We start from the raw sequence: 25,690 nt of genomic DNA, 5'->3' as shown, positions 1-25,690 counted from the left end.
TGCGACCGTGAGCGGGGCACTACTTGTCGCCGGCACCACCTCCGACGCCGGCAAGTCGATGGTCGTGGCCGGCTTGTGCCGCCTCTTGGGCCGCAAAGGCATGTCCGTCGCGCCGTTCAAGGCGCAGAACATGTCGAACAACTCGGCGGTCACCGTGGACGGCGGTGAGATCGGCCGGGCTCAGGCCATGCAAGCCCGGGCCGCCGGGCTGGCGCCCAGCACCCGGTTCAATCCCATCCTGCTCAAGCCCGGTGGAGACCGCACATCACAGCTGGTGATCAGGGGTCAGGTGGCCGGAACGGTGGCCGCAGGCGACTACTTCACCCATCGTGACCGGCTGGCCGCGGTGGTCGCCGAGGAACTGGCCTCACTGAGATCTGAATTCGACGTGGTGATCTGCGAAGGCGCGGGCTCGCCGGCGGAGATCAACCTGCGCGCCACCGACCTGGCGAACATGGGGCTGGCCCGCGCCGCCGATCTGCCCGTCATCGTGGTGGGCGACATCGACCGCGGCGGCCTGCTGGCCCACCTGCACGGCACCGTGGCCGTCCTCGGGCCCGAGGACCAGGCCCTCATCGCGGGTTTCGTCGTCAACAAATTCCGCGGTGATCCGGCGCTGCTCGAACCCGGCCTGCATCAATTGTTCGAGCTGACCGGACGTCCCACCTATGGGGTGATCCCGTTCGATGACGGACTCTGGCTCGACACCGAGGATTCGGTGTCGGTTCGCCCAGGCGGCGTGGTCGGTACACCGCAAGCTCCTCACGGGACCCAGTCGCTCACCGTCGCCGCGGTCAGGCTGCCGCGAATCTCGAACTCGACCGACGTCGAGGCCCTGGCCTGTGAACCGGGCGTCGTGGTGCGATGGGTTGCCGATGCCGCCGACTTGGCCGGCGCCGATCTCGTGGTGATTCCCGGCAGCAAGGCCACCGTGAGCGATCTGGGCTGGCTGCGTCAACGCGGTCTGGCTGATGCCATCCTCACCCACGCCGCGCAGGGCCGGCCGGTGCTGGGAGTCTGTGGCGGGTTCCAAATGCTGTGCCGTCGCATCCACGACACGGTCGAATCCTCGAGCCCGGAACCCGTCGAAGGTCTTGACCTGCTCGACGCCGACATCGAGTTCGCCGTCGACAAGACCCTGCGGCACTGGGAAAAGCCGTTGTGGGGCTACGAAATTCATCACGGCCAGGTGACCCGTGCGGCGGCCGACGACTGGCTCGGGGTCGGGCTGCGCCGTGGCGCCGTCTACGGCACCCACTGGCACGGTCTGCTCGACAACGACCGCTTGCGCCGGGACTGGCTCACCGAGGTCGCCGACAGCGCCGGCCGCACGGGGTTCGTGGTTGCTGACGACACCGACGTGCCGGGTCGGCGCGATGCCCAGCTGGATCGCATGGCCGACCTGCTGGCCGCCCACCTGGATATCGCCGCCGTGATGGAACTCGTGCGGCACGGGGCCCCTACCCGGCCCACCATGAGCACTGCACTGACCGGCGTGGCCCAGTAACCTGGGCAGATGCGTCGGTGCCATCGCTGGGTGGCAACCTCGGTCGGGTTGGTCGCTCTCCTCGCGCTGTCGGGCTGTGCGCCGGTGATCTCCGGCACGCCCACGTGGCCCGGCGCCACCTTGGACAAGGTGTTCCTGACACCCGCCGACTTCCCACCGGGCGTGCAGGTCGACCGGGTCATCGATGACGGCGCAGGACCCGGGGGATCGGGTGGACCGCCGCCGATGCTCTCAATCCCGGCCGGATGCAGCGACGGGCTGACAAGGGTGATCGCCGAATCCGTCGAGCGGGGACCAGGCAGCGCCGCGCAGATCATCGCCGCCTACGACGGGGCACGCATCGTACTGACGGTGACCGCGTCGCCGCTGCCGCTGGACAAGCTGGCCGCCACGGCGCAGCGGTGCGCACAGTTCTCCACCTACTTCGACCCGGCCGACAAGGGCATCCCCATGACCACCACCAAGCTGGACGTCCCGCGGGCGTCGGCGTTGGCCTATCAGCAGACGATGCAGCTGGGCGGGCAAGAGCAGAGCATCTTCTTCGCCTTCGAAAACGTCGGCAGCTGGGCGGTTTTCGGGATCGCCTTCCCCACGCAGGACCCGTCGATCGCCGCCAAAGGCGCATTACCGCAGACTTTTCTGGACGTTTTCGGTGCCCAGGCCGAACGTGTGTCCACCCGCTGACGCGGCCGTCAGGACAATGCCAATTTCGGCCCGCCCGTCGCTACTGGACGGTAGTTTGTCCGAATGCTTACCACCGTCGCGACGATCGACGGATTCACCACACCCGTCGACGTCTCGGGACCTGAGAAGGGTTCCACCGTGGTAGTGCTGAGCGCCGGCCACCACGGGCCGGCCGCATACGAGCCGATCTGCCGGCGCTTGCACACCGCTTCGCTGCGCACGGTGATCATCGGCCCCGATCCGCGGCTGACCGCCAAGTCGGTGGTCGGGATACTCGATTCGCTCGACATCAAATGGGCGTTGCTGGTCGGTGACCGCCTCGGCGGAGAACTGGCCTGGGAATTGGCGGCGACCAGGCTGGACAAATTCATCGGTCTGGTGGTGGTGGATCGCGGACATCCCCGCGTCGCCGATGCCACCGGGACGATCCGCGACGACGGATGCCCGCCGGTCGAGATGAACACCACCGTGCTCGTCAGCTCCCCGGCAGCACGCGCCGTCGCCAAAGCCAGCCAGCGCTACGTGTACGGCGACTTCCGGCTGGTGGAGATCGCGGGCAGACGTAACGCCGGTGACTCGACGGCCCAGCTGGCGGCCGAGATCGTGCTGCGCACCAGCAGTTGGTGACCGGCGCTTCGGCTCGATCCCGCTCTATGACGGGTGAGCGCCCGTGATCATCCGCGGTTTGTCACGCTGGAGTGGCGCTCATTGCCCAGTGTCACGCTGGAGTGGCGACTGCCAGTAGGCGGGCGGCCCGCACACACCCGTTGTCACGCTGGAGTGGCTTCCGGCGCCGAGTGCCACGCTGGAGTGACAGTCGCGGGCGCTCAGTCAGCCGCCGCGATGTTGTCGGGTCGGCGGCCTGCCTTCGCGCGGGCGCTCAGTCAGCCGCCTCCGAAGGCTTCCAGGCTTGCGGCAAACCCGGCTGCTGCGGGAACAGGAAATCCACGAACGCGGCCGCGGTGGGTTGCGGCTCGTGGTTGGCCAGGCCCGGGCGCTCGTTGGCTTCGATGAAGACGTACTCGCGGCCCGTCACATCGGGAACCAGCAGGTCGATGCCCGTGACGGGGATGCCGATCGCCTCGGCCGCGGCCACACCGACCCGGCACAGCTCGGGATTGACCTCGGCGGTGACGTCGTGGATCGTCCCGCCCTGATGCAGGTTGGCCGTACGTCGCACCCGCAGGCGCTCGCCCTCGGGCAGCACATCATCGAAGGACCAGCCCGCCTCGGCGACGGTGCCCTTGGTGACGTCGTCGATAGGGATTCGTGACTCCCCGCCGGTGGCCGCCGCCCGGCGGCGCGATTGGGTCTCGATGAGCTCACCGATGGTGTGCTTGCCGGTGCCGACGATCTCGGCGGGTCGGCGGATGGCTGCGGCCACCACCTTGCCGTCGATCACCACCAGCCGAAGATCGTCGCCGGGGGCGCGCTGCTCGATCAGTACCTCCGGGTACTGCTCGCGGGCCCGGTGCAGCGCCGCGTCGAGTTCCTCGCTGCCATCGACCCCGACGGTGATGCCCTTGCCCTGCTCGCCGCGGGTGGGCTTGACCACCACGTCGCCGACCTCGTCCAGAAACTCGTGGTCCTCGTGGTCAAAGGTGGCCAGTCGGCCCTTGGGGACCGTGATGCCGGCGTCGGAGACGATGCGCCTCGTCTGGCGTTTGTCGTCGCAGCGGGCCATGGCTACCGCAGAAGTGAACTCCGACAGTGACTCTCGGGTGATCACGCTGCGGCCACCGTGCGACAGCTTCATCTCGCCGGCGCCTGCGTCGAGCACCTCGACCCGGATACCGCGGCGCATCGCCTCGTCGGCGATGATGCGCGCATACGGGTTCAGATCGTCGACCGTCTCGGGCGGATGGGTGAACAACGGCTCGTTGATCGCGTTCTTGCGCTTGACGGCCAGCACCGGGACCCGATGGAAACCCAGTTTTTCGTACAGCGCGATGGCGGCCGAGTTGTCGTGGGCCACTGACAGATCCAGGTAGGCCCGGCCGCGTTCGCGGAAGATCCCGGCCAGGGTGCGGGTCAGTGCGTCGCCGACGCCGGGCAGTCCGGCCGCCGGATCCACCGCCAGGCTCCACAGGCTCGACCCGTCTTCCGGATCGGCGAACAACCGTTTGTGATCAACGCCGGTGACGGTGCCCACCACGGAGCCGTCGTCGTCGCGCACCGCAACCAGATACACCACCGCGGGCGTCAGGGTGTGGTTGTGCCAGATGACGTCGACGGGGGCAGGCACCATCCCGCACCGTACGTACACCCGGTTCATCGCGTCGGCGTCCATCGGTGTCTGCAGGGTGCGCACGGTGAACCCGACCGGTTCGGCCGCCGCGAGCTCGTCGGTGAACCGCAGCCGGTAGGTGTGGCTCGGATCGATGAACAACTCGGCGGGAGACCGGGCGACCAGCACGTGCGACTCGCGGGCGTAGATGCAGATGTCGCGGCGGCCGGGGCCTTCCTGCTGAAGCACCTCGGCGAGTTGCTCGGGATCGGCGAAGGTCTGCCCGAAAATCAGCCGGCCCCAGCCCAATTCGAGGACCACGTCATCAGCCATGGCATCGACGAGGTGTTGCGGTGAGGCATCGTGAAGGCCAAGTGTGATCGCCTCGGTGTGGTCCGCGTGATCGGTGTGACCAGATCCTGCCGAGGCTGCCGACGCGTCATGGTCAGTTGCCGTCACGCCGCAGCCCCCGTCACACCGTGGCGCTGCAACCACAACTCCAGCAGCGCGATCTGCCACAACTCGTTGCCCCGCAGCGGGGTCAGCCTGCCGTTCGGATCGGCCAGTAACCGGTCGACGGCCTCGGGACGAAACAGGCCGCGCTCCTTGGCTTCCGGCGCGTAGAGCGCATTCCGGACCATGTCCAGATACGGCCCCTCGAGGTGGGTCAGCGCCGGGACCGGGAAGTATCCCTTCGGCCGATCGATCACGGCTGCCGGAATCACACGCCGTGCAGCTTGTTTGAGCACGCCCTTGCCCCCGTACGCGGTCTTGAGGCCGGGAGGGCAGGTGGCAGCCAGCTCGACGAGCTCGTGATCGAGGAACGGCACGCGGCCTTCCAGGCCCCACGCCATGGTCATGTTGTCCACGCGCTTGACCGGGTCGTCGACCAGCATCACCGTGGTGTCCAGCCGCAGCGCCCGGTCCACGCCGGTCTGCGCGCCCGCCGCGGCGAAGTGATCGGTGACGAACACCCCGCTGGGATCGCCGTCGGCCCGGTAGGCGTCGCTGATCAGCGCGCTCACCCCCGCGCTGTCGCGGTCGAAGAACGCCCCGCGGTAGCTGGCCACCGAGCCTGCGAGGTCGGCCGCGCCCGGTTCTGCCATCGGCGGATACCAGTGGTAGCCGGCGAACACCTCGTCGGCACCCTGCCCGGACTGCACCACCTTGACGTGCTTGGCGACCTCCTGGCTGAGCAGGTAGAAGGCCACGCAGTCATGGCTGACCATGGGTTCGCTCATGGCGGCTATCGCGCCGTCGAGGGCGGGCAGCATACGGTCGGTGCCGATGCGGATCTGATGATGGTCGGTGTCGAAATGCTCGGCGACGATGTCGGAGTATTTGAACTCGTCACCGGCCACCCCGCCGACAGACTCGAAACCGATCGAGAACGTGGACAGACCGTGCTGTCCCGCCTCGGCGAGCAGCCCGACGATCAGGGAAGAGTCGACACCGCCGGACAGCAGACATCCGACCGGTACGTCGGCCACCAGTCGGCGCTCGACCGCGCGCCGCAGCGACTCCAGTACCGCGTCCTCCCAATCCCGTTCCGACCAGTCCGCTCGATCGGCGTGGCGGGTGAAGTCCGGCGACCAGTACACCGTGGTGTGCCGGCTGCCGTCGGGTTCGATCGCGACCACCGACGCCGGCGGCACCTTCTTGATGCCCTGCAGGATGGTCAGCGGAGGCGGCACCACCGAGTGGAACGTCAGGTAGTGGTGCAGCGCGATCGGGTCGATGCGGGTGTCGACACCGCCGCCGGCCAGCAGCGCCGGCAGCGATGAGGCGAACCGGATCCGATGGTTGTCCTCGGTGATGTACAGCGGCTTGATGCCCAGCCGATCGCGGCCCAACAGCACCCGGCCGGTGTCGCGCTCGACGATCGCGAACGCGAACATCCCCATCAGGTGCTCGACGAACCGGTCACCCCAGTGGTGATAGGCCTTGAGCAGCACCTCGGTGTCGCTGTGCGAGAAGAAGCGGTACCCATGTCCCGACAGCTCTCGGCGCAGCTCTTGGTAGTTGTAGATGCAGCCGTTCCAGCAAACGGTCAATCCGAGTTCGGGATCGACCATGGGCTGGGCGCCCGCTTCGGTCAGGTCAATGATTTTCAGGCGGCGGTGACCCAGTGCGACCCGGCCTTGCGACCACACACCGGCCGCGTCCGGACCCCTGGGTGCCATCGCGTCTGCCATGGCCGACACCGCTGAAATATCCGGTGTCCGGCCATCGAGACGCACCTCCCCGCCGGCTCCACACATCAGTTCGACCCTACACAGGATCCGGAGAAGGTGCGCCACCGACGGTGTGTCGAGTGCGTGACCAGGACATGTCGGAAGGTGGCCCTATTCTCCTCATATGAGGCCTGGATTCGGCTTCGCGATAGCCCGTGACGAGCTGATTCGCGATTTCGGCGCGCAGGCAACCGTCCGGGGTGAACGCTACGCCGCCGAAGGCCGCGTCCGCGACGCCGAGTTCGATCCCGTCGAGCGCTTGGTGCGCGGACGGTGTGTGGGCTCGCATGGTCAGTTGTACGTCCTTGAGGTCGGGCTCTCGCCGGGAAGTCGGCCCGTCGTCGACTGGGCTTTGTGTTCATGCCCGGTCGGGTCGTTCTGCAAACATGCGGTCGCCCTGGTGTTGACGGTTGTGCCTGCCGACCCGGCGCAGCCGCCGATCGAGCGCTGGCGCTACGTGCTCGGCAAGGTGCTCGACGAAGTCGCGGTGCCTGAGGGCGGTGGCAAACCGATCGCGCTGGAATTCTCGGTGAGCGGCCCGACCCGCTACCGCCCGGGTACGTCGCTGCTGCTACGCCCGCTGAGCCTCGGCAAACGGGGTACCTGGATCACTCGCGCATTGACCTGGCGGCGCCTCGCCGACCATCCCGACCCCGGCGAGTTCGATCGCGACCAGTACCGGGCGGTGCGGGCGCTGGTGTCGGAGGTGGTGCGCTATTCCGAGCCGCGCGGCGGCGACGCGATGGTTCTCAACGGCATGCCGGCCACTCTGTGGCCCCGGCTGGCCGAGGTGCTGGATGTCGGGGTGACCGTCCTGGCCGACGCCGCCGGCGGCATCAGTGCGGTCGAGTTGGTCAAGAACGTCCATCTGCGGCTGGACTTCGCGGCAGCGGGCGGCGGCGGTGCGGTCATGTCGGTGGCGCTGATCGTCGACGGGCAGGACAGTGACCCCGAGGGGGTCGGATTGATCGGGATGCCGGCCCCGCACGGGATGTTTCAACTTGTCGATTCGGTGTTGCGCCTGGGCGCCTTCGATCCGGTGCCGGGCCGCACCATGGCCGAACTGCTGGGGCACCGGGAACAGGTGCACATCCCGGCCGACATGGGACGCGAACTCGCGGTAGACATCCTGCCGCGCCTGGCCGGCACCGTGGACCTGGAAGTCGCCGAGGGCCTGTTCGTCCCGCCGACCATCAGTGGTCCCAGACCGGCGCTGACGGTCAAGGTCGTCGACGGTGGGGCGCGGGTCTTCTGGAGCACGCGGTATGAGGTCAACGATCAGCATCACGACTTCGACCCGTTGTCCTCGGCCGGGCTGATCGGGTACCGCGATGCGGCGGCCGAGGAGGAGCTCTGGCAGCGGGTGCTGCCCGCGTTGCAGGCGGTGGCAGCGGCCGCACATGACTGGAAACGTCAAGCCTCGCAACATGTCAACCGGTGGGTCTCCACAACGCTCGACGCGGAGGCCGTCCACGAGTTGCGGGCCATCGTCAACGCCGCCAGCGCTGTGGATGCGGTCTCGGTGGCGTCCCGGCGCACGCTGCTGGGCGGGGTCGATCTCACCGCGGTGGAGGCCGCGGTGTTGTGTGACCACACCCTGCCGCAGTTGGACTGTTACGCAGATCTGATCGTCGATGCCGACAGCCGGTACCGAGCCGCGGGTGCCGATCCGGTGGTGTCGTTCTCCGGAGACACCTCTGGCCCGGGCGACTGGTTCAGCCTGAACGTCACGGTGAGCGTGGACGGTGAGACCGTGGCGCTGCCCGACGTCATCCGTGAACTAGCTTCAGGCGCAACGCATATGTTGTTGCCGTCGGGAATCTACTTTCGGTTGGACACACCTGAGCTGGTCCGGTTGAGGGCGTTGCTCGACGAGGCGCGGGCACTCGGCGAGATCGACGGGGACCGGGTCAACGCCGCGTCGCTGAACATCACCCTGTGGGACGAACTGCTCGAGCTCGGTGTCGTCGACGATCAGCTCGCCCGGTGGCGGGCCAACCTGGCGCGGCTGGCCGCGGCCCGTCCTCCGGTGCCCGTCGACCCGCCTGCGGGGCTCGTTGCCGAACTCCGCGACTACCAGCGCGACGGGCTGGACTGGTTGTCGTTCCTGTGGGACAACGGAATCGGCGGGGTGCTCGCCGACGATATGGGCCTGGGAAAGACCGTGCAGACGTTGGCGCTCATCACCCGTGCCGTGTCCGGGGGCGCGGGCAAGTTCCTGGTGGTGGCGCCGACCAGCGTGGCGCGCAACTGGGTGGCCGAATGCCAGAAGTTCACCCCTGGACTCAACGCCGTGGTGGTGACCTCGACCGACGCACGGGCAGCCGTGGGATTGGCCGAACAGGTGGCCGAGGCGGATATCGTCGTCACGTCCTACACGCTGCTGCGCATGGATGTTGCCGCGTATTCACAAATCCAGTGGGCCGGAATGGTTCTCGACGAAGCGCAGTTCGTGAAGAACCACCACAGCAAGACGCACCAGGCCGCCCGGCTGCTCGACGTGCCGTTCAAATTGGCCATCACCGGCACGCCCATGGAGAACAACCTGATGGAACTGTGGTCGTTGCTCTCGATCACGGTGCCCGGGATCTTCCCGTCTCCGAAGGTCTTCGAAACCTACTTCCGAAAGCCCATCGAATCGGGTCAGGCGCCCGAGCTGCTCCAGGTGTTGCGCAGGCGGATCAAACCGGTGTTGTTACGTCGCACGAAAAGCCAGGTGATCAGCGAGCTTCCGAGCAAGAGTGAGCAGGTGCTCACCATCGGGCTGAACGCCAAGCACCGCAAGATCTACGACACACGGTTGGCTCGCGAGCGGCAGAAGGTGCTGGGTCTGCTGGGGGATTGGGAGAAGAACCGGTTCCAGATCTTCAGGTCGCTGACCTTGCTGCGGCAGCTCAGTCTGCATCCCGGATTGGTCGACGACTCCGCTCGTTCGGTGGGTTCGGCCAAGATCGACTTCCTCGTCGAGCAACTCGATCAGTTGGTTGCCGAGGGTCACAGCGCGCTGGTATTCAGCCAGTTCACCGGATTCCTCGGCATCGTCCGGTCACATCTGGATTCGGCGGGTATCGCCTACAGCTACCTGGACGGATCGGTCGACTCCGACAGAAGGGCCAGCGCCATCGAGGAGTTCGGTGCGGGCGCCACGCAGGTGTTCCTGATCAGCCTGAAAGCCGGCGGATTCGGACTCAACCTCACCGCCGCCGACTACTGCTTCCTGTGCGACCCGTGGTGGAGCCCGGCCGCCGAAGCTCAGGCTGTCGACCGGGCCCACCGCATCGGGCAGACCCGGCCGGTCACCGTCTACCGTCTGGTCGCTGGAGACACCATCGAGGAGAAAGTGGTGGCGCTGCAGGACCGCAAGCGGGCCCTGTTCGACGCCGTGGTCGACAACGGGGATCTGTTCGGCTCGGCCATCTCGGCCTCCGACATCCGCGAACTGCTCGGGTGATTCAGCTCTGCAGTTCTGCGGCCGCGGCGTCGACCTGCTTGATCGGACCGGTGAACCAGTGCTTCACCGACACGTGCCAGTAGGCGAACAGCAGCACCAGCACACCGCCGACCAGCAGTGGGGTGTAGTTCACGAACTTCCACTGGAAGCTCGGATCCCACGGCATGCCGCCCAGGGAGGTCGGGAACATCGCGATGATCGAGGTGACGATGATCTCGACGATGGCTATCGGCGCCATCCACTTGTACTTGTCACCGACGTTCCACTTGCCCTGCTCGAAGGAGTCGCCGGCCTTCCACCGGTAATAGATGGGCACCGCGAAGCACAGGTACAGCCCGACCACGCCGATCGAGACGACGGCGTAGAACGCCACCGGCGAGGGAACTTCCACGCCGTTGACGGGAATCTTCACCGGAACGATGGCGGGCAGCGTGATGATCGCCGCGATCACTGCGGTGATGATGACGGCGTTGGCGGGCACCCGGGTGGCATTGACCTTCGACCACAACTGGTGTCCGGGGACGGCGCGGTCGCGGCTGAAGGCGAACAGCATGCGCGAGGCGCTGGTCTGGCAGGCAGTGGTGCAGAACAGCTGACCGGCGGTGGCGATCAGCAGCACCACTCCGGCCCACTTGGATCCCAGCGCCTGGGTGAAGATCGTTGCTACTGCGCCGCCGTTGGCGGACACCTCGTCGGAGTTCTGCACCGCGAACAGGAACGAGAGCAACAAGATCCAGCCACCGATGGCCGAGTAGAAGATCGACTGCCAGATGCCCTTCGCGGCGGCGTTGGCCGCGCTCTTGGTCTCTTCGGACAGGTGCGCCGACGCGTCGTATCCGGTGATCGTGTACTGCGTGAGGATCGCCGAGATGGGCAGTACGAACAGCAGGAAGCCCCAACCGGATGTGGAGCCGGAGAAGATGCCGGAGTTGTTGATGGTCTTGGCGAAAACGTCGGAGACACTGGCATGTTGCTCGGGCAGCAGCCACAGGATGGCGATGACCGCGGTCGCGCCGGCGACGTGCCACCACACCGAGACGTTGTTGATGACGGCCAGCAGGTGTGACGAGAAGATGTTGATTACCGCCGATACCGCCAGGATGATCAGGAACATGATGAACACCCGGGTCAGGCTGTAGCCGGCGAGCCAAGATTCACTGAATGTCCCGAGGGTGAGGTCCAGGAAGGTCGCGCTGCCGTAGGACACCGACGCCAGGATCGCGATCAGGCCGATGAGGTTGAGCCAGCCGGTGTAGAAGCCGGCCTTGGGTCCGCCGAGTTTGGCGGCCCACCAATAGATCCCGCCCGAGGTGGGGTAGGCGGAGACCAGTTCGGCCAGGCAGAACCCGATGATCAGGATGAACACCGAGACGATCGGCCAGCCCCAGGCGATGGCGGCGGGGCCGCCGTTGTTCCAGCCGAGCCCGAACGAGGTGAAGCAACCCGCCAGGATCGAGATGATCGAGAAGGAGATCGCGAAGTTGGAGAATCCGGACCAGGACCGTGAGAGTTCCTGGACGTACCCAAGCTTGGCGAGATGTTGTTCGTCGTCGGAAAGGTGTTCGGTGAGATCTTCGTGCCCCTCGGGCATGGCGGCTCCTCATGTGCAGGGCGGTGGGCGGTCTGCACACGGACAATAGAGCGTTATTGGTCTGCTGTCCTACCTTTTGGACGTGACAATCATGCTAAATCGGGGCACGATCATCACGTCATCGCCAATGCAATGGTCGGCTGGACGCCAGGTTGGCCACCGAAGCCCACAGGGGTAGGAGAGTGCGCAAATGAGCCAGAACCCCGGCATGCTGGCACGAGCCGACCTGGAGCAAATGGTCGCTGCGCGTGAGATCGACACCGTGATACTCGCCTTCTGCGATATGCAGGGCCGGTTGACCGGGAAGCGGGTTTCGGGCCGGTTGTTCGTCGAGGAGGTCGCCGCCCACGGTGCGGAGTGCTGTAACTACTTGCTCGCGGTCGACGTCGACATGAACACCGTCGGCGGCTATGCGATGTCGAGTTGGGACACGGGCTACGGCGACATGGTGATGACCCCCGATTTCAGCACCTTGCGGTTGATCCCGTGGCTGCCCGGCACTGCGCTGGTGATGGCCGATCTGTCGTGGCTCGACGGTCGCCCCGTCCAGCAGGCGCCGCGCAGCATTCTCAACCGCCAGATCGACCGGTTGGCCGAGCGCGATCTGGTGCCCTACGTCGGAACCGAGCTGGAATTCATGGTGTTCGACAACACCTTCCGCGAGGCCTGGGCCTCGGGTTACCGCAACTTGACGCCCGCCAGCGACTACAACGTCGATTACGCCATGATGGCGTCCACCCGGATGGAGCCGCTGCTGCGGGACATCCGGCTCGGCATGGAAGGCGCCGGGCTGTACTGCGAAGGGGTCAAGGGGGAGTGCAACCTCGGCCAGCAGGAGATCGCCTTCCGCTACGACCACGCCCGCAGCACCTGTGACAACCACACCATCTACAAGAACGGTGCCAAGGAGATCGCCGACCAGCACGGCAAGAGCCTGACCTTCATGGCGAAATTCGATGAACGCGAAGGTAATAGCTGCCACATCCACATCTCGCTGCGGGGCGAGGACGGTTCGGCGGTCCTCGCTGACGAGGCGGGGCCGCACGGGATGTCGCCACTGTTCCGCAGCTTCATCGCGGGCCAGCTGGCCACACTGCGTGAGCTGACCCTGTTCTACGCACCGAATATCAACTCCTACAAGAGGTTCGCCGACGGTAGCTTTGCGCCCACGGCGATCGCCTGGGGCCTGGACAACCGCACCTGCGCATTGCGGGTGGTGGGACACGGCTCGAGCCTGCGGGTGGAATGCCGGGCGCCCGGCGGCGACGTCAACCAGTATCTGGCGGTGTCGGCGCTGATCGCGGGCGGTCTACACGGCATCGACCATGAGCTGCAGTTGCCCGATCCACTGCCGGGCAACGCCTATGCCAGTGAAGCGCAACGGTTGCCCACCACCCTGGCCGAGGCTGCGGAGTTGTTCGCGAAGTCCGAGGTGGCACGTGCGGCGTTCGGGGACGACGTCGTCGAGCACTACCTGAACAATGCGCGGATCGAATTGGCGGCCTTCAATTCCGCGGTGACCGACTGGGAAAGGGTGCGCGGTTTTGAACGGCTCTGACGCTGGGCGTGCCGACGCGACTCGTCCGGTAATCGGCATGACCACCTACCTGCAGCAGGCTCAAACCGGGGTGTGGGATGTACAAGCGAGCTTTCTGCCCCAGATCTACTTCGAAGGTGTCACTCGGGCCGGTGGCATCGCGGTGCTGTTGCCGCCGCAGCCGGTGGATCTCGACATCGCCGCCCGCGTGCTCGATCGCGTCGACGGACTGGTGATCACCGGCGGCCCGGACGTCGACCCGGCCCGCTACGGGCAGCAACCGCATCCGACCACCAACAAGCCCGACACCAGCCGCGACGACTGGGAGTTCGCCCTACTGGAAAGCGCCCTGCGGCACGGTGTTCCGGTGTTCGGTGTGTGCCGGGGAGCGCAGGTGCTCAACGCCGCACTGGGCGGCACGCTGCACCAGCACCTGCCCGATGTGATCGGCAGTACGCACCACCAGAAGGGCAACGCGGTGTTCGGCACCTCCTCGATACGCACCGTGCCGAACACCCGCCTGGCGGCCCTGATCGGCGAGACATCCGACGCGCAGTGCTATCACCATCAAGCCATCGACCTACTGGGTGACGGGCTGGTGGTGAGCGCCCGTGACGCCGACGGGGTGATCGAGGCGGTCGAGTTGCCCGGAGACACCTTCGTGGTCGGCGTGCAATGGCACCCCGAGGAAACCCTCGATGATCTGCGGCTGTTCGCCGCTCTCGTCGAGGCGGCCAGAACCTATGCGACAGAGAGGATCTCATGACATCGAGCCAGGTCGTCAACCCGGCCACCGAGGAGGTGCTGACCACCGTCGATCTCCTCGACGTGAGCGCCGTCGACGACGCGGTGGCCCGGGCGGGCTTAGCGCAGCGGCGGTGGGCCCGCCAGGCCCCGGCTGAGCGGGCCGCCGCGTTGCGCGCGTTCGCCGCCTGCGTCGATGCCCACATCGATGAGCTGGCGGCGCTGGAGGTGGCCAATTCCGGGCACCCGATCGGGCAAGCCGAGTGGGAGGCCGGCCATGTCCGAGACGTCCTGCAGTACTACGCGGCCACCCCGGAACGGTTGAGCGGTAAGCAGATCCCGGTGGCCGGCGGCTTGGACGTCACGTTCAACGAGCCGCTCGGCGTCGTCGGCATCATCACGCCGTGGAACTTTCCGATGACCATCGCCGCCTGGGGCTTTGCCCCCGCGCTGGCCGCAGGGAACGCGGTCGTGCTCAAGCCCGCCGAATGGACTCCGCTGACCACGATCCGGCTCGGGGAGCTCGCCGTCGAATCAGGCTTGCCGGCCGGGCTTTTCCAGGTGCTGCCGGGCAAGGGCTCGGTGGTCGGGGAGCGGTTCGTCACGCACCCGGGTGTGCGCAAGGTGGTGTTCACCGGCTCCACCGAGGTGGGAATGCGGGTGATGGCCGGTGCCGCGGCACAGGTCAAGCGCGTGACTCTGGAGTTGGGTGGCAAGAGCGCGAACATCGTGTTCGACGACTGCGATCTGGAGAAGGCGGCGGCCACCGCGCCGTACGGGGTGTTCGACAACGCGGGGCAGGACTGCTGCGCACGGAGCCGGATCCTGGTGCAGCGCAGCGTCTATGACCGCTTCATGGAGATGCTGGAGCCGGCAGTCAAGGGTGTGGTGGTCGGGGATCCCACGGTTCGTGACACCGAGATGGGCCCATTGGTTTCGCGCCCACACTGGGAGTCGGTGTCGTCGTATGTCCCGGACGGGGCCCCGGTGGCGTTTCGGGGTTCGGCCCCCGATGGGCCCGGATTCTGGTTCCCGCCAACGGTGTTGACGCCGCAGCGCACCGACCGCACCGTGACCGATGAGATCTTCGGTCCTGTGGTGACCGTGCTGCCGTTCGAGGATGAGGCCGACGCGATCGCGCTGGCCAACGACACCCCCTACGGCTTGTCGGGTTCGATCTGGACCGACAATCTCTCGCGGGCGCTTCGAGTGTCACGGGCGGTGGAATCGGGCAATCTCAGCGTGAATTCGCACTCGTCGGTGCGCTACAACACGCCTTTCGGGGGTTTCAAGCAGTCCGGGCTGGGGCGCGAGTTGGGCCCTGACGCACCGCTGTCTTTCACCGAGACCAAGAACGTATTCTTCGCAACAGAGGAGCTGTAGATGGATCTGACCCAACGTCTGGCCGGCAAGGTCGCCGTCATCACCGGCGGCGCCAGCGGCATCGGTCTGGCCACCGGCCGGCGGCTGCGCGCCGAAGGGGCCACCGTCGTGGTGGGCGATATCGACCCCGCTACCGGCGAGGCCGCCGCCGAGGAACTCGACGGATTGTTCGTCGGCGTCGACGTATCGGACCAAGATGCCGTCGATCATCTCTTCGACACTGCTGCAGCGACATTCGGCTCCGTGGACATCGCCTTCAACAACGCCGGCATCTCCCCGCCCGAAGACGACCTGATCGAGACCACCGAGCTGCCGGCCTGGCAGCGGGTGCAGGACATCAACCTGAAGTCGGTGTACTTGTCGTGTCGGGCGGCGCTGCGCCACATGGTGCCCGCGGGCAAGGGCTCGATCATCAACACCGCGTCGTTCGTGGCGGTGATGGGTTCGGCCACCTCCCAGATCTCCTACACCGCGTCCAAGGGCGGCGTGCTGGCCATGTCCCGCGAGCTCGGCGTGCAGTACGCGCGACAGGGGATTCGGGTCAACGCCCTGTGCCCCGGGCCGGTCAACACCCCACTGCTGCAGGAGTTGTTCGCCAAGGATCCCGAGCGGGCAGCCCGAAGGTTGGTGCACATCCCGCTCGGCCGTTTCGCCGAGCCCGAGGAGTTGGCGGCCGCGGTGGCGTTCCTGGCCAGCGACGACGCCTCGTTCATCACGGGCTCGACATTCCTGGTCGACGGGGGCATCAGCTCCGCGTACGTGACGCCGCTGTGACACCCTGATAGCTCACCATGACAGCCGAACCGGACCCGCAGCCGGCCGCAACAGGGCCTGATTCGCAGCCCGCTGTGGCGGCCGAGGCACTGTTGCGCCCGGTTCGGCTGGGCAATGCGTTCGAAGACACCGTCGGCCGGTTGCTGGAGACGATTCGGCTGGGGGTGCTGGGCCCGGGCGAGTCGTTGCCGCCCGAGCGCGAGCTTGCCGCTCGCCTCGGAGTCAGCCGCGACACGGTCCGGGAGGCCATCAAATCGCTGGCCGATGCCGGGTACCTGGTGTCGAAACGGGGGCGCTACGGCGGCACCTTCCTGGCGGAGGAGTTGCCCAGGCACACCGCCGACGGCCCGAGGCCTACCCGTGAGGAGATCGATGACGCGTTGCGGTTGCGCGAGATCCTCGAGGTCGGGGCGGCGCGGATGGCGGCCGGGCGCACGCTGAGTGCTGCCGAGCGCGACGGGCTCTGGTCGCGGCTGGCCGACGTCCGTGCCGCTGAACCCGACGACTACCGGCGGCTGGATTCACGGCTGCACCTGGCCATCGCGGAGGCGGCCGGATCGCCGTCGCTGGTTCCGTTGGTCGCCGAGAACCGGATGCGGCTGAACGCCCTGTTGGATCAAATTCCGTTGCTGTCGCGCAACATCGCCCATTCCGACGAGCAGCACGAAGAGATCGTCATGGCGATCCTGGCCGGGGACGGCGAGCGGGCCGCGTCGGCCATGCTGGCCCATGTCGGGGGATCGTCGGCCTTGCTGCACGGCTTTCTGGATTAGATTCGTACCGTGGACCAGCACGGTAGGGCGGGCCAGGTCGAGCGCGCGACATCGGCGCTGGCCGACGTCGACACGTCCGGGTGGACGCAGCGCTTCGATCTGCTGTCGGATCCGCATCGGCTGGAGATCCTGCTCGTTCTGCACCGGGCGCCGGGGATCTGCGTCGGTGATCTGGCCACCGCCCTGGGTCGTTCGGAGAACGCGGTGTCACAGGCGTTGCGGGTGTTACGCGAGCAGGGTTGGGTCATCGCGACCCGGGTGGGTCGCACGGTGAGCTACCGCCTCGACGACGACACCGTGCACGACCTGCTGCATTGGATCGGTGCACGGCACGGCTGACGGAGATTCTCATCTGTTCATCTGGACAGATATCGGTGGCCGCCTTACGCTCGGTCGATGACCACCGGTGCATCGCAGGCAACGGCCCGATCCACCCGATTGGCAACCGGATTCGACCGCACGGACTGGACCTCCATCGCTGCCGTCACCGGATTCGTCCTCCTGCTGCATGTCATCGGTTGGGGCGTTCTGGTCTTCGGGGTGGCCCCGCAACACATCACCCTCGGCTCGGCCGGCGTGTTCGGGGTGGGTCTCGGTGTCACCGCGTACCTGCTGGGGGTGCGTCATGCCTTCGACGCCGATCACATCGCAGTCATCGACAACACCACCCGAAAACTGGTCGGGGAGGGCACCCGGTCGGTGTCGGCCGGGTTCTGGTTCTCACTGGGGCATTCGAGCGTGGTGTTCGGGCTGGCGCTACTTCTGGCGCTGGGGGTGCGGGCGCTCGTCGGCCCGGTGCAGGACGCGGACTCCACGATGCTGCAGACCCTCGGTCTGGTGGGCTCGCTGGTGGCCGGTACGTTCCTGATCCTGGTCGGGCTGACGAATCTGTTCGCGGCAGTGGGAATCGCCAAGGTGTTCCGGGCCATGCGCAGCGGTGAATACGACGAGGCCGAGCTCGAACGGCAGCTCGACAGCCGGGGTTTCGTCGCCCGTCTGTTGGGTCGGGTGATGCGGCGGGTCGGCAAGCCCTGGCATCTGTACCCGGTGGGATTCCTGATGGGGCTGGGCTTCGACACCGCCAGCCAGGTCGCGTTGCTGGTGCTGGCGGCGGGAACCGCGGCCTTCACCCTGCCCTGGTACGCGATGCTGGTGCTGCCCGTGCTGTTCGCCGCGGGGATGAGCCTGTTCGACAGCCTGGACGGCATCTTCATGGCGCGGGCCTACGGCTGGGCCTTCCTGCAGCCGGTGCGCAAGGTGTACTACAACCTGACCGTCACCGTGCTGTCGGTGATCGTCGCCCTGGTGGTCGGGGTGATCGTGCTGACCGGCCTGCTGGTCGAGCGTCTCGGCATCACGACCGGGCCGTTGGCGTTCATCGGTTCGGCCGACCTGGAGTTCGTCGGCTTCGCGATCGTCGGGCTTTTCGTGGTGAGCTGGGTTGTGGCGCTGGGGGTCTGGCGGTTCGGCCGGATCGAGCAGCGTTGGGCTGCGCGGGCCTAGTCGACCAGACCCAGCAGCGCGTTCTCGATCACCTCGGGCAGTGCCGGGTGGATCCAGTATTGGCCCCGGGCGATCTCCTGGGCGGTCTGCCCGAAGCTCATGGCCTGGATCAGCGGCTGGATGATCGCGGAAGCCTGGTAGCCCATGATGTGGGCGCCCAGGATCTTGCCGGTGGCGCGATCGCCGATCAACTTGGCGATGCCCGTGGTGTCTTCCATCGCCCAGCCGTACGCGGTGTCGCCGTAGGCCTGAACCTTGGTGACGTAGTCGTAGCCCTCGTCGCGGACCTGCTGCTCGGTCAACCCCACCATGGCGATCTGAGGTTCGGTGAACACCGCCGACGGCACGAACCGGTGATCGCTGCGCACCAGCGCATCGGTGTCATCCCAGTCGCGCAGCAGGTTCTCCCTGACCACGCGTGACTCGTGGTTGGCCACATGCTTGAGCTGCCACTCCGAGGACACGTCGCCGAGCGCGAAAATGCCACGCGCGGTGGTGCGTTGGTATTCGTCGACGATGACCAGACCGTCTTCGTCGACCTCCACCCCGGCGAGTTCGGCGTCGAGCAGGTCGCCGTTGGGCACCCTGCCGGTCGCTACCAGCAGCATGTCGGCAGGCAGTGTCTTGCCGTCGTCGAGCTCGAGCACGATCTTGTCTCCGTCGTGGTGGGAGCCGATCACGTTCTCGTGGGTACGCACATCCCACTTCTCGGCGGCCAGAGCGCTGAACTCGTGGCAGATCGTTTCGTCGGAGTGGCTGATCAGGCAGTCGCCACGCACCACGATGGTGACCCGCACGCCGAGTGCCGAGAACACGTGGGCGAACTCGGCGGAGACGAATCCGCCGCCGACGATCACCAGGTGTTCTGGGAGTTCAGGGATACGCATGATGTCGTCACTGGTGTAGTACGTCACGCCGCAGTCCACGATGGCCGGCGGGACGTAGGCGCGGGACCCGGCCGCGATCACCACCTGGTCGCTGCTGAATTCGTCACCGGCCTCGGTGCGCAGCGTGTAGCGGCCGTCGGCGGTCTTGGGTCCGAACCGGGTGTGGCTGGCGTACACCGTGATGTGCGGGTCGTTGCGGCGGTAGCCCTCGCCGCCGGCAGCGATCGGATCGATGCGGCCGAATACCCGGGACACGATGTCCGGCCAACGAATCTTGTCGACGTGGGAATCGACGCCGTACCTGGCTGAATCCTTGATCGCGGCAGCCACGTCGGCGGCGTAGACGAACATCTTGGTGGGGATACAGCCGACGTTGAGGCAGGTGCCGCCGAAGGTGCCCTGTTCGCAGATCGCGACCTTCTTGCCGGCGTAGCGCTCGTCGAGAATGCTGTTGCCCGAGCCGGTCCCGATGATCGTCAGGTCGTAGTGCTCCATGTGCGCTCCCTATCCGGAAGGTGTTGTGCTCGGCCGGGTTTGTTGGCTCAGGTAGTAATCGAGCCAGCGATCGAGCTCGCGGTAGGCCGCCGCCCGGGCGTCGGCGACCGACAGGAAGACATCGTGTTTGGCGTCGGGGATAGGCGCCATCGTGGTGTGGTTGCCGACGCAACCGGACCACCGCGCGATCTGGCGGACGTCGAGGACGGCGTCACCGCGCTGCATCGCTCCGGGATCGGAAGTTTCGGTCACGCTACGGTCGGACCGCAGGATCAGATTCGGTACGCCGACATCCAAACCGCGATGCAGCCTGGCCTGTCCGCGCCGGATCGCGTTGATCCATCCGAAGGTGACGGGGAAGCCTCCCAACGGCTTCCACTCCAGGTTGTAGTCGAACTCGCCGCCGTAGTCGCGGTGCAGCGTCGTGCCGTAACCACCCTCGGTGGGTTTGCGGACCACCGAGAGCTTGCGCAGCCGAGCCAAGGCGATCAGGGCGGCCGACGTGGGTGCGGTGCGCAGAATCGCCGGTCCGTGCAGGTCGAAGAACGGACTGTTGAGCACCAGCCCGCCGACGTGATGGGCGGCCAGCCGGCCGCTGCGGCGAAGACGGTCGGCGAACAAGGTGAGGATCAGCCCGCCTGCGGAATGGCCGTACAGGCACACTGTGGCGTTGCCGGTGTCGGCGGCGATGACGGCGAGGGCCTTTTCCAGTTCGGTGTCGTAGCGCGCCAGATCGGTGGTGAAGTGGGGGGTCTGCCCGTCGTGGCGGGACCGCCCGCACTTGGGCAGGTCCAACGCGTAGAACGAGAACCCGCGATCGGCGAACCGGTCGGCGAGTTCGGTGTGGAAGAAGTAGTCGGTGTAGCCGTGCAATGCCAGCACGGCGTGGCCCGTCTCGTCTGATGCCGGCTCAGCCGGGCCTCGCCGCACGAGCGTGGCGACCAGGTCACCCTCGCCGTCGGGATCGGGTCCGGCATCGATGGTGTGCTGCCAGAACCCCGGTAATACATCCGGCTCCCACTCGGGCTCCCGTGACGTCACGGTTCCACCCTAACTGCGGGCCGAACGGAAGTAGGGTCTGCCTGCGCGGGAATGCGGAGGGTTCCCTCCGGTTGTCCTCGAATCGGTCAGCAACCTCATCGGGGATGCTCGTACCCGGCCCGCGGATCGGGTCCGGGTGACGGATCGCACTACCATGCCTGGCCAACGGGGATTCGCGGCGCGATAACCTGGGCATAACAAGAAAGCCGTCGACGAGGACGGGCCGCGCAATACAAAGGACTAGCGATCAGGGTGGCTGAGGCAAACGTGGGTACGACCGAGAAGACCGACGTCGTTCTGGTTGGAGCCGGCATCATGAGCGCGACCCTCGGCGCGCTGATCCGGCTGCTGGAGCCCGACTGGTCCATCACCATGATCGAGCGGCTCGACGGCGCCGCAGCCGAGAGCAGCGACCCCTGGAACAACGCCGGTACCGGGCACTCGGCGCTGTGTGAGCTGAACTACACGCCCGAAAAGTCGGACGGGTCCATCGACACCACCAAGGCCATCAACGTCAACGAGCAGTTCCAGGTCTCTCGGCAGTTCTGGGCCTACGCGGCCGAGAACGGCGTGCTGCCCGACGTGCGCGGCTTCCTCAACCCGATCCCGCATGTCAGTTTCGTACACGGGGCCGGCAACGTCGACTACCTCAAGCGCCGCTACGAGGCACTGGTGGGCAATCCGCTGTTCGCCTCGATGGAGTTCATCGACGACAAGGACGAATTCGCCCGCCGGTTGCCGTTCATGGCCGCCAAGCGGGATTTCTCGGACCCCGTCGGGTTGAACTGGTCGCAGCACGGCACCGACGTGGATTTCGGCGCGCTCTCGCGCCAGCTGATCGGCTTCACCGCGCAGCGCGGCATGAACACCCTGTTCGGTCACGAGGTGCGCAACCTGCACAAGGAATCCGACGGCAGTTGGACGCTCAAGGTGACCAACCGGCGCACCGGCGGGAAGCGCAAGTTCAATGCCAAGTTCGTGTTCGTCGGCGCCGGCGGCGGTGCACTGCCGCTGCTGCAGAAATCGGGCATTCCGGAGGCCAAGGGGTTCGGCGGGTTCCCGGTGGGCGGCGCGTTCCTGCGGACCGACAACCAGGCGCTGACCGCCGGCCATCAGGCCAAGGTGTACGGACTTCCGCCGCTGGGTGCCCCGCCGATGTCGGTGCCGCACCTGGACACTCGCGTGATCAACGGCAAATCCTGGCTGTTGTTCGGCCCGTTCGCGGGCTGGACGCCGAAGTTCCTCAAGCAGGGCAAGTTCACCGACCTGCCGCTGTCGGTCAAGCCCAACAACATCATGTCCATGCTCGGGGTCGGGCTCACCGAAATGGGTCTGGTCAACTACCTCGTCGGTCAACTTCTGCTCAGTGAGGCTGCGCGGGTCGACACCTTGCGCGAATTCGCGCCCAGCGCAGTCGATTCCGACTGGGAGCTGGACATCGCCGGCCAGCGGGTGCAGGTGATCCGGCGCAAGGGGGCGGGCGGTGTGCTGGAGTTCGGCACCACCGTGCTGACGGCCGCCGACGGCAGCATCGCCGGCCTGCTGGGCGCCTCGCCGGGCGCCTCCACCGCGGTGCCCGCGATGCTCGACGTGCTGGAGCGCTGCTTCACCGACCGCTACCAGAGCTGGCTGCCCAAACTCAAGGAGATGGTGCCGTCGCTGGGCACCAAGTTGTCCGACGAGCCCGGCCTGTTCGAGGAGGTCTGGGCATGGGGGACCAAGGCGCTCAAGCTGGACGCCCCTGTGACTGCGTGACCGGAGCTGGCGGATGACGGTCGCACTACGCCGCAGCTGGGCCAAAGACCTCGACGTTCCAACGCTTTACGAGCTGCTGAAGCTTCGTGTCGAGGTGTTCGTAGTGGAGCAGGCAACTCCCTACCCGGAGCTCGACGGCCGGGACCTGCTCGCCGAGACTCGCCATTTCTGGCTGGAAAGCCCTGATGGAGAAGTCATTTCGACGCTACGCCTGATGGAGGAGCACCCCGGCGGTGAGAAGGCGTTCCGGATCGGCCGAGTGTGCACCAAGCGCAGTGCCCGGGGCAACGGGCACACCACCCGGCTGATGCAGGCGGCGCTGGCGGAAGTCGGCGACTATCCGTGCCACATCAACGCCCAGACCTATCTGATCGACATGTACGGCCGGCACGGATTCGTCCGCGACGGCGACGAATTCCTCGACGACGGAATCCCGCACGTGCCGATGGTGCGTGCCGGATGACCGAAGAGCGAGCCTTCCCGATGGCGGCCATCTGATGACGGCACAGACCCACACCTACCCGTTCAGTGCCCTGGTGGGCCAGGACCGGCTGCGGCTGGCCCTGCTGCTATGCGCGGTTCACCCCGAGATCGGCGGCGTGCTGATCCGCGGCGAGAAGGGGACGGCGAAATCGACGGCGGTCCGCGGCCTGGCCGCGGTTTTGTCGGCGGTCGATGAAGATGCCCGGCTCGTGGAACTGCCGATCGGTGCGACCGAGGACCGGGTCGTCGGTTCACTGGACCTGCAGAAGGTGCTGCGCGACGGCGAACACGCCTTCTCGCCGGGCCTGCTGGCCCGCGCGCACGGCGGTGTGCTCTACGTCGACGAGGTCAACCTGCTGCACGACCACCTGGTCGACGTGCTGCTCGATGCCGCAGCAATGGGGCGGGTACATGTTGAGCGCGAAGGGATTTCGCACTCGCACGAGTCCCGGTTCGTGCTGATCGGCACGATGAACCCGGAGGAAGGCGAGCTGCGTCCACAGCTGCTCGACCGATTCGGGCTGACGGTGGACGTGGCCGCCTCCCGTGATGTCGACGTCCGTGTCGAGGTGATCCGGGCCAGGATGGCGTTCGAGTCCGACCCGCGATCGTTCGTCGATCGCCACGCCGCCGCTGATGCTGAACTGGCCGACCGGATCGCCGCCGCACGCGCCGCGATCGGCTCGGTGGTGCTGCCCGACAGCGAACTTCGCCGGATCGCCGCGCTGTGCGCGGCATTCGACGTCGACGGGATGCGGGCCGATCTGGTGGTGGCGCGCACCGCCGTTGCCCACGCCGCCTGGCGTGGTGCCGGCACCGTGGCCGAAGAGGACATCCGGGTGGCCGCCGAACTGGCCCTGCCGCACCGGCGGCGCCGCGATCCGTTCGACGATCCGGGGCTGGATCCCGAACGCCTCGAAGAGGCCATGCAGCAGGCAGGGGAGTCGGCGGCCCGGTCGGAAGCCGAGCGCGAGCCTGATCCGGACTTCGACCCGGACTTCGATCCGCCCGGCGGCGGCACAGACCCGGGTGCGGAAGGACAGCCGGCACAGGGCAATTCGAAGTCCTCGACCCGTCCCAGCGCTCCACCCGCGGCAGTGTTCCGGACCAGGGCGCTGGTGGTGCCCGGGGTCGGTGAAGGGGCGCCGGGCCGGCGTTCGCGGGCCCGCAATCGCACCGGCACGCCCATCGCGGCTACCGCGGAACCCGGTGCCGGACACGGTCTGCACATGTTCGCCACGCTGCTGGCCACCGCGGGCCGCCAGCAGGGCGCCGGCCTGCCACGTCCCCGCCCCGAAGACATTCGACGCGCGGTTCGTGAAGGCCGCGAAGGCAATCTGGTGATCTTCGTCGTCGACGCCTCCGGATCCATGGCCGCCCGCGACCGGATGTCTGCGGTCACCGGTGCCACGCTGTCGCTGCTACGGGATGCCTATCAGCGTCGGGACAAGGTCGCGGTGATCACGTTCCGCCAGCAGGAGGCGCGGGTGCTGTTGCCGCCCACCACGTCGGTGCACATCGCCAGTCGTCGGCTGGCCCGGTTCGATACCGGCGGCAAGACCCCGCTGGCCCAGGGCCTGATGGCCGCGCGGGATCTCGTTGTCCGGGAGAAGGCCCGCGACCGCGCCCGGCGCAGCCTGGTGGTGGTGCTCACCGACGGCCGCGCCACCGGGGGGCCGGATCCGCTGGGCCGTACCAGCCGAGCTGCGGCCGCGTTGGTGGCCGAAGACGCCGCCGCCGTGGTGGTCGATTGTGAAACCTCGTTCGTGCGACTCGGATTGGCCGGGCAGCTGGCCGAACAACTGGGGGCGCCGGCGGTGCGGCTCGAACAGTTGCGGGCGGCCGAGCTGACCCGGCTCGTCCAGCATCAGACCGCCGCTTAGTACGGCCCGAGACTGCGCCAGGAAGGACCGCCCATGCCACAGGGACAGCCTCTGACCGTGCCCGACGACGGCTTGACCACCAAGGCCAGGCGCAACGCGCCGCTGCTGGCCGTGCACACCGGGCCCGGAAAGGGTAAGTCGACCGCCGCCTTCGGGATGGCGCTGCGCGCGTGGAACCAGGGTTTCTCGGTGGCGGTGTTCCAGTTCGTCAAGAGCGCCAAGTGGAAGGTCGGGGAGGAGGCCGTGTTCAACCAACTCGGCCGGCTGCACGACGAGCACGGCGCCGGCGGTCCGGTCGAATGGCACAAGATGGGCTCGGGTTGGTCCTGGACCCGCAAGCACGGCAGTGACGTCGACCATGCGGCTGCGGCCGCCGATGGCTGGGCCGAGATCAAACGCCGGTTGGCAGAGGAACGCCACGATTTCTACGTGCTCGACGAGTTCACCTATCCGCTCAAGTGGGGCTGGGTGGACGTCGCAGAGGTGGTCGAGGTGCTCGGCACGCGGCCGGGCACCCAGCACGTGGTGATCACCGGCCGCGACGCCCCGCAGGCGCTGATCGACGCCGCGGATCTGGTGACCGAGATGACCAAGATCAAGCATCCGATGGACGCCGGCCGCAAGGGCCAGAAGGGCATTGAGTGGTGATTTTCGGCATGCTCGTGGACGCTGAGTGTGCGCATAGTGCTGCTGTTTCGCGGTGTGTCGGGCAGCAGACACGCACGCTCGCGGTGAAAA

20 protein-coding genes are annotated in these 25,690 nt (G+C 67.0%); 15 read left to right on the top strand and 5 right to left on the bottom strand.

The window, feature by feature from the left end; all coding sequences use genetic code 11:
- Nucleotides 1-7 precede the first annotated feature (7 nt).
- The 3 genes from K6L26_RS20030 to K6L26_RS20020 all read left to right on the top strand — a co-directional run bounded on the left by K6L26_RS20030 (nucleotide 8) and on the right by K6L26_RS20020 (nucleotide 2,818).
- Nucleotides 8-1,507: a cobyric acid synthase gene (locus tag K6L26_RS20030; RefSeq protein ID WP_085140035.1), complete on the top strand. Its 1,500-nt coding sequence runs from the start codon at nucleotides 8-10 to the stop codon at nucleotides 1,505-1,507.
- Between the two features lie 9 nt (nucleotides 1,508-1,516).
- Nucleotides 1,517-2,191, top strand: coding sequence for a hypothetical protein (locus K6L26_RS20025; RefSeq protein ID WP_221851301.1), 675 nt, complete (start codon nucleotides 1,517-1,519; stop codon nucleotides 2,189-2,191).
- A gap of 63 nt (nucleotides 2,192-2,254) precedes the next feature.
- The gene (locus K6L26_RS20020) at nucleotides 2,255-2,818 is read left to right on the top strand and encodes an alpha/beta fold hydrolase (protein ID WP_019346781.1); all 564 of its coding nucleotides are present in this window, start codon (nucleotides 2,255-2,257) and stop codon (nucleotides 2,816-2,818) included.
- A 253-nt stretch (nucleotides 2,819-3,071) separates the two neighbouring features.
- On the opposite strand, the gene ngg is transcribed toward K6L26_RS20020, so the two are convergent.
- Nucleotides 3,072-4,877 carry an N-acetylglutaminylglutamine synthetase gene (gene ngg, locus K6L26_RS20015; RefSeq protein WP_019347762.1) on the bottom strand — a complete coding sequence of 602 codons (1,806 nt, stop codon included), beginning with the start codon at nucleotides 4,875-4,877 and terminating at the stop codon, nucleotides 3,072-3,074.
- A complete protein-coding gene (locus tag K6L26_RS20010; RefSeq protein WP_221851299.1) occupies nucleotides 4,874-6,679 on the bottom strand; it encodes an N-acetylglutaminylglutamine amidotransferase in 1,806 nt (601 codons plus the stop codon). The genes ngg and K6L26_RS20010 overlap by 4 nt, the downstream gene beginning before the upstream one ends.
- Nucleotides 6,680-6,776: 97 nt before the next feature.
- Between K6L26_RS20010 and K6L26_RS20005 the strand changes: the two genes are divergently transcribed.
- Complete coding sequence (locus tag K6L26_RS20005; protein WP_221851297.1) at nucleotides 6,777-10,103, top strand: DEAD/DEAH box helicase; 3,327 nt, start codon at nucleotides 6,777-6,779, stop codon at nucleotides 10,101-10,103.
- 1 nt (nucleotide 10,104) lies between these two features.
- On the opposite strand, the gene K6L26_RS20000 is transcribed toward K6L26_RS20005, so the two are convergent.
- A complete protein-coding gene (locus K6L26_RS20000; protein ID WP_085140032.1) occupies nucleotides 10,105-11,694 on the bottom strand; it encodes an amino acid permease in 1,590 nt (529 codons plus the stop codon).
- Nucleotides 11,695-11,884: 190 nt separating this feature from the next.
- Between K6L26_RS20000 and K6L26_RS19995 the strand changes: the two genes are divergently transcribed.
- The 7 genes from K6L26_RS19995 to K6L26_RS19965 are packed head-to-tail and all read left to right on the top strand — an operon-like array spanning nucleotide 11,885 to nucleotide 18,408.
- Complete coding sequence (locus tag K6L26_RS19995) at nucleotides 11,885-13,252, top strand: glutamine synthetase family protein (RefSeq protein WP_221851295.1); 1,368 nt, start codon at nucleotides 11,885-11,887, stop codon at nucleotides 13,250-13,252.
- Nucleotides 13,253-13,289: 37 nt separating this feature from the next.
- Nucleotides 13,290-13,997 (top strand): gamma-glutamyl-gamma-aminobutyrate hydrolase family protein, encoded by a 708-nt coding sequence (locus K6L26_RS19990; RefSeq protein ID WP_064898819.1) that lies wholly within the window; start codon nucleotides 13,290-13,292, stop codon nucleotides 13,995-13,997.
- Nucleotides 13,994-15,358, top strand: coding sequence for an aldehyde dehydrogenase family protein (locus K6L26_RS19985; RefSeq protein WP_221851293.1), 1,365 nt, complete (start codon nucleotides 13,994-13,996; stop codon nucleotides 15,356-15,358). Before K6L26_RS19990 ends, K6L26_RS19985 begins: the two co-directional genes overlap by 4 nt.
- Nucleotides 15,359-16,132, top strand: coding sequence for a 3-oxoacyl-ACP reductase (locus tag K6L26_RS19980; protein ID WP_019347769.1), 774 nt, complete (start codon nucleotides 15,359-15,361; stop codon nucleotides 16,130-16,132). It abuts the gene before it with no gap.
- 17 nt (nucleotides 16,133-16,149) lie between these two features.
- A complete protein-coding gene (locus tag K6L26_RS19975) occupies nucleotides 16,150-16,905 on the top strand; it encodes a FadR/GntR family transcriptional regulator (RefSeq protein ID WP_036388118.1) in 756 nt (251 codons plus the stop codon).
- A 9-nt stretch (nucleotides 16,906-16,914) separates the two neighbouring features.
- The gene (locus K6L26_RS19970) at nucleotides 16,915-17,244 is read left to right on the top strand and encodes an ArsR/SmtB family transcription factor (RefSeq protein ID WP_019343621.1); all 330 of its coding nucleotides are present in this window, start codon (nucleotides 16,915-16,917) and stop codon (nucleotides 17,242-17,244) included.
- Nucleotides 17,245-17,301: 57 nt separating this feature from the next.
- The gene (locus K6L26_RS19965; RefSeq protein WP_019343620.1) at nucleotides 17,302-18,408 is read left to right on the top strand and encodes a Nickel transporter NicT; all 1,107 of its coding nucleotides are present in this window, start codon (nucleotides 17,302-17,304) and stop codon (nucleotides 18,406-18,408) included.
- Here the strand turns inward: K6L26_RS19965 and mtr are convergent.
- Nucleotides 18,405-19,790: a mycothione reductase gene (mtr, locus tag K6L26_RS19960; RefSeq protein WP_221851291.1), complete on the bottom strand. Its 1,386-nt coding sequence runs from the start codon at nucleotides 19,788-19,790 to the stop codon at nucleotides 18,405-18,407. The genes K6L26_RS19965 and mtr overlap by 4 nt on opposite strands.
- 9 nt (nucleotides 19,791-19,799) lie before the next feature.
- Nucleotides 19,800-20,831 (bottom strand): alpha/beta hydrolase, encoded by a 1,032-nt coding sequence (locus tag K6L26_RS19955; RefSeq protein WP_221851289.1) that lies wholly within the window; start codon nucleotides 20,829-20,831, stop codon nucleotides 19,800-19,802.
- 252 nt (nucleotides 20,832-21,083) lie between these two features.
- On the opposite strand from K6L26_RS19955, the gene mqo reads away from it, so the two are divergent.
- From mqo to cobO, 4 genes are read left to right on the top strand one after another with little or no spacing between them, the layout of a single operon-like run.
- Nucleotides 21,084-22,586, top strand: a complete 1,503-nt coding sequence (gene mqo / locus K6L26_RS19950; protein WP_036388111.1) for a malate dehydrogenase (quinone) — start codon at nucleotides 21,084-21,086, stop codon at nucleotides 22,584-22,586.
- A gap of 13 nt (nucleotides 22,587-22,599) precedes the next feature.
- Nucleotides 22,600-23,049, top strand: coding sequence for a GNAT family N-acetyltransferase (locus K6L26_RS19945; RefSeq protein WP_036388110.1), 450 nt, complete (start codon nucleotides 22,600-22,602; stop codon nucleotides 23,047-23,049).
- Nucleotides 23,050-23,083: 34 nt separating this feature from the next.
- Entirely contained in the window at nucleotides 23,084-24,952 is a 1,869-nt protein-coding gene (locus K6L26_RS19940) for a magnesium chelatase subunit D family protein (RefSeq protein WP_221851287.1), read from the top strand.
- Between the two features lie 33 nt (nucleotides 24,953-24,985).
- The gene (gene cobO / locus K6L26_RS19935; RefSeq protein WP_047039247.1) at nucleotides 24,986-25,600 is read left to right on the top strand and encodes a cob(I)yrinic acid a,c-diamide adenosyltransferase; all 615 of its coding nucleotides are present in this window, start codon (nucleotides 24,986-24,988) and stop codon (nucleotides 25,598-25,600) included.
- Nucleotides 25,601-25,690 lie beyond the last annotated feature (90 nt).

It is taken from the genome of Mycobacterium farcinogenes (assembly GCF_019739075.1).
Lineage (GTDB): Bacteria > Actinomycetota > Actinomycetes > Mycobacteriales > Mycobacteriaceae > Mycobacterium > Mycobacterium senegalense.
This window is presented reverse-complemented; position numbering and strand designations above follow the sequence as displayed.

What these genes read in the sequence shown, in the direction of transcription:
- mtr (WP_221851291.1), bottom strand. Translation starts at nt 19,790, where the DNA reads ATGGAGCACTACGACCTGACGATCATCGGGACCGGCTCGGGCAACAGC.
- K6L26_RS20025 (WP_221851301.1), top strand. Translation starts at nt 1,517, where the DNA reads ATGCGTCGGTGCCATCGCTGGGTGGCAACCTCGGTCGGGTTGGTCGCT.
- K6L26_RS20020 (WP_019346781.1), top strand. Translation starts at nt 2,255, where the DNA reads ATGCTTACCACCGTCGCGACGATCGACGGATTCACCACACCCGTCGAC.
- K6L26_RS20005 (WP_221851297.1), top strand. Translation starts at nt 6,777, where the DNA reads ATGAGGCCTGGATTCGGCTTCGCGATAGCCCGTGACGAGCTGATTCGC.
- K6L26_RS20010 (WP_221851299.1), bottom strand. Translation starts at nt 6,679, where the DNA reads ATGTGTGGAGCCGGCGGGGAGGTGCGTCTCGATGGCCGGACACCGGAT.
- K6L26_RS19965 (WP_019343620.1), top strand. Translation starts at nt 17,302, where the DNA reads ATGACCACCGGTGCATCGCAGGCAACGGCCCGATCCACCCGATTGGCA.
- K6L26_RS19940 (WP_221851287.1), top strand. Translation starts at nt 23,084, where the DNA reads ATGACGGCACAGACCCACACCTACCCGTTCAGTGCCCTGGTGGGCCAG.
- K6L26_RS19975 (WP_036388118.1), top strand. Translation starts at nt 16,150, where the DNA reads ATGACAGCCGAACCGGACCCGCAGCCGGCCGCAACAGGGCCTGATTCG.
- cobO (WP_047039247.1), top strand. Translation starts at nt 24,986, where the DNA reads ATGCCACAGGGACAGCCTCTGACCGTGCCCGACGACGGCTTGACCACC.
- K6L26_RS19990 (WP_064898819.1), top strand. Translation starts at nt 13,290, where the DNA reads ATGACCACCTACCTGCAGCAGGCTCAAACCGGGGTGTGGGATGTACAA.
- K6L26_RS19945 (WP_036388110.1), top strand. Translation starts at nt 22,600, where the DNA reads ATGACGGTCGCACTACGCCGCAGCTGGGCCAAAGACCTCGACGTTCCA.
- K6L26_RS19985 (WP_221851293.1), top strand. Translation starts at nt 13,994, where the DNA reads ATGACATCGAGCCAGGTCGTCAACCCGGCCACCGAGGAGGTGCTGACC.
- K6L26_RS19995 (WP_221851295.1), top strand. Translation starts at nt 11,885, where the DNA reads ATGAGCCAGAACCCCGGCATGCTGGCACGAGCCGACCTGGAGCAAATG.
- K6L26_RS20000 (WP_085140032.1), bottom strand. Translation starts at nt 11,694, where the DNA reads ATGCCCGAGGGGCACGAAGATCTCACCGAACACCTTTCCGACGACGAA.
- K6L26_RS19980 (WP_019347769.1), top strand. Translation starts at nt 15,359, where the DNA reads ATGGATCTGACCCAACGTCTGGCCGGCAAGGTCGCCGTCATCACCGGC.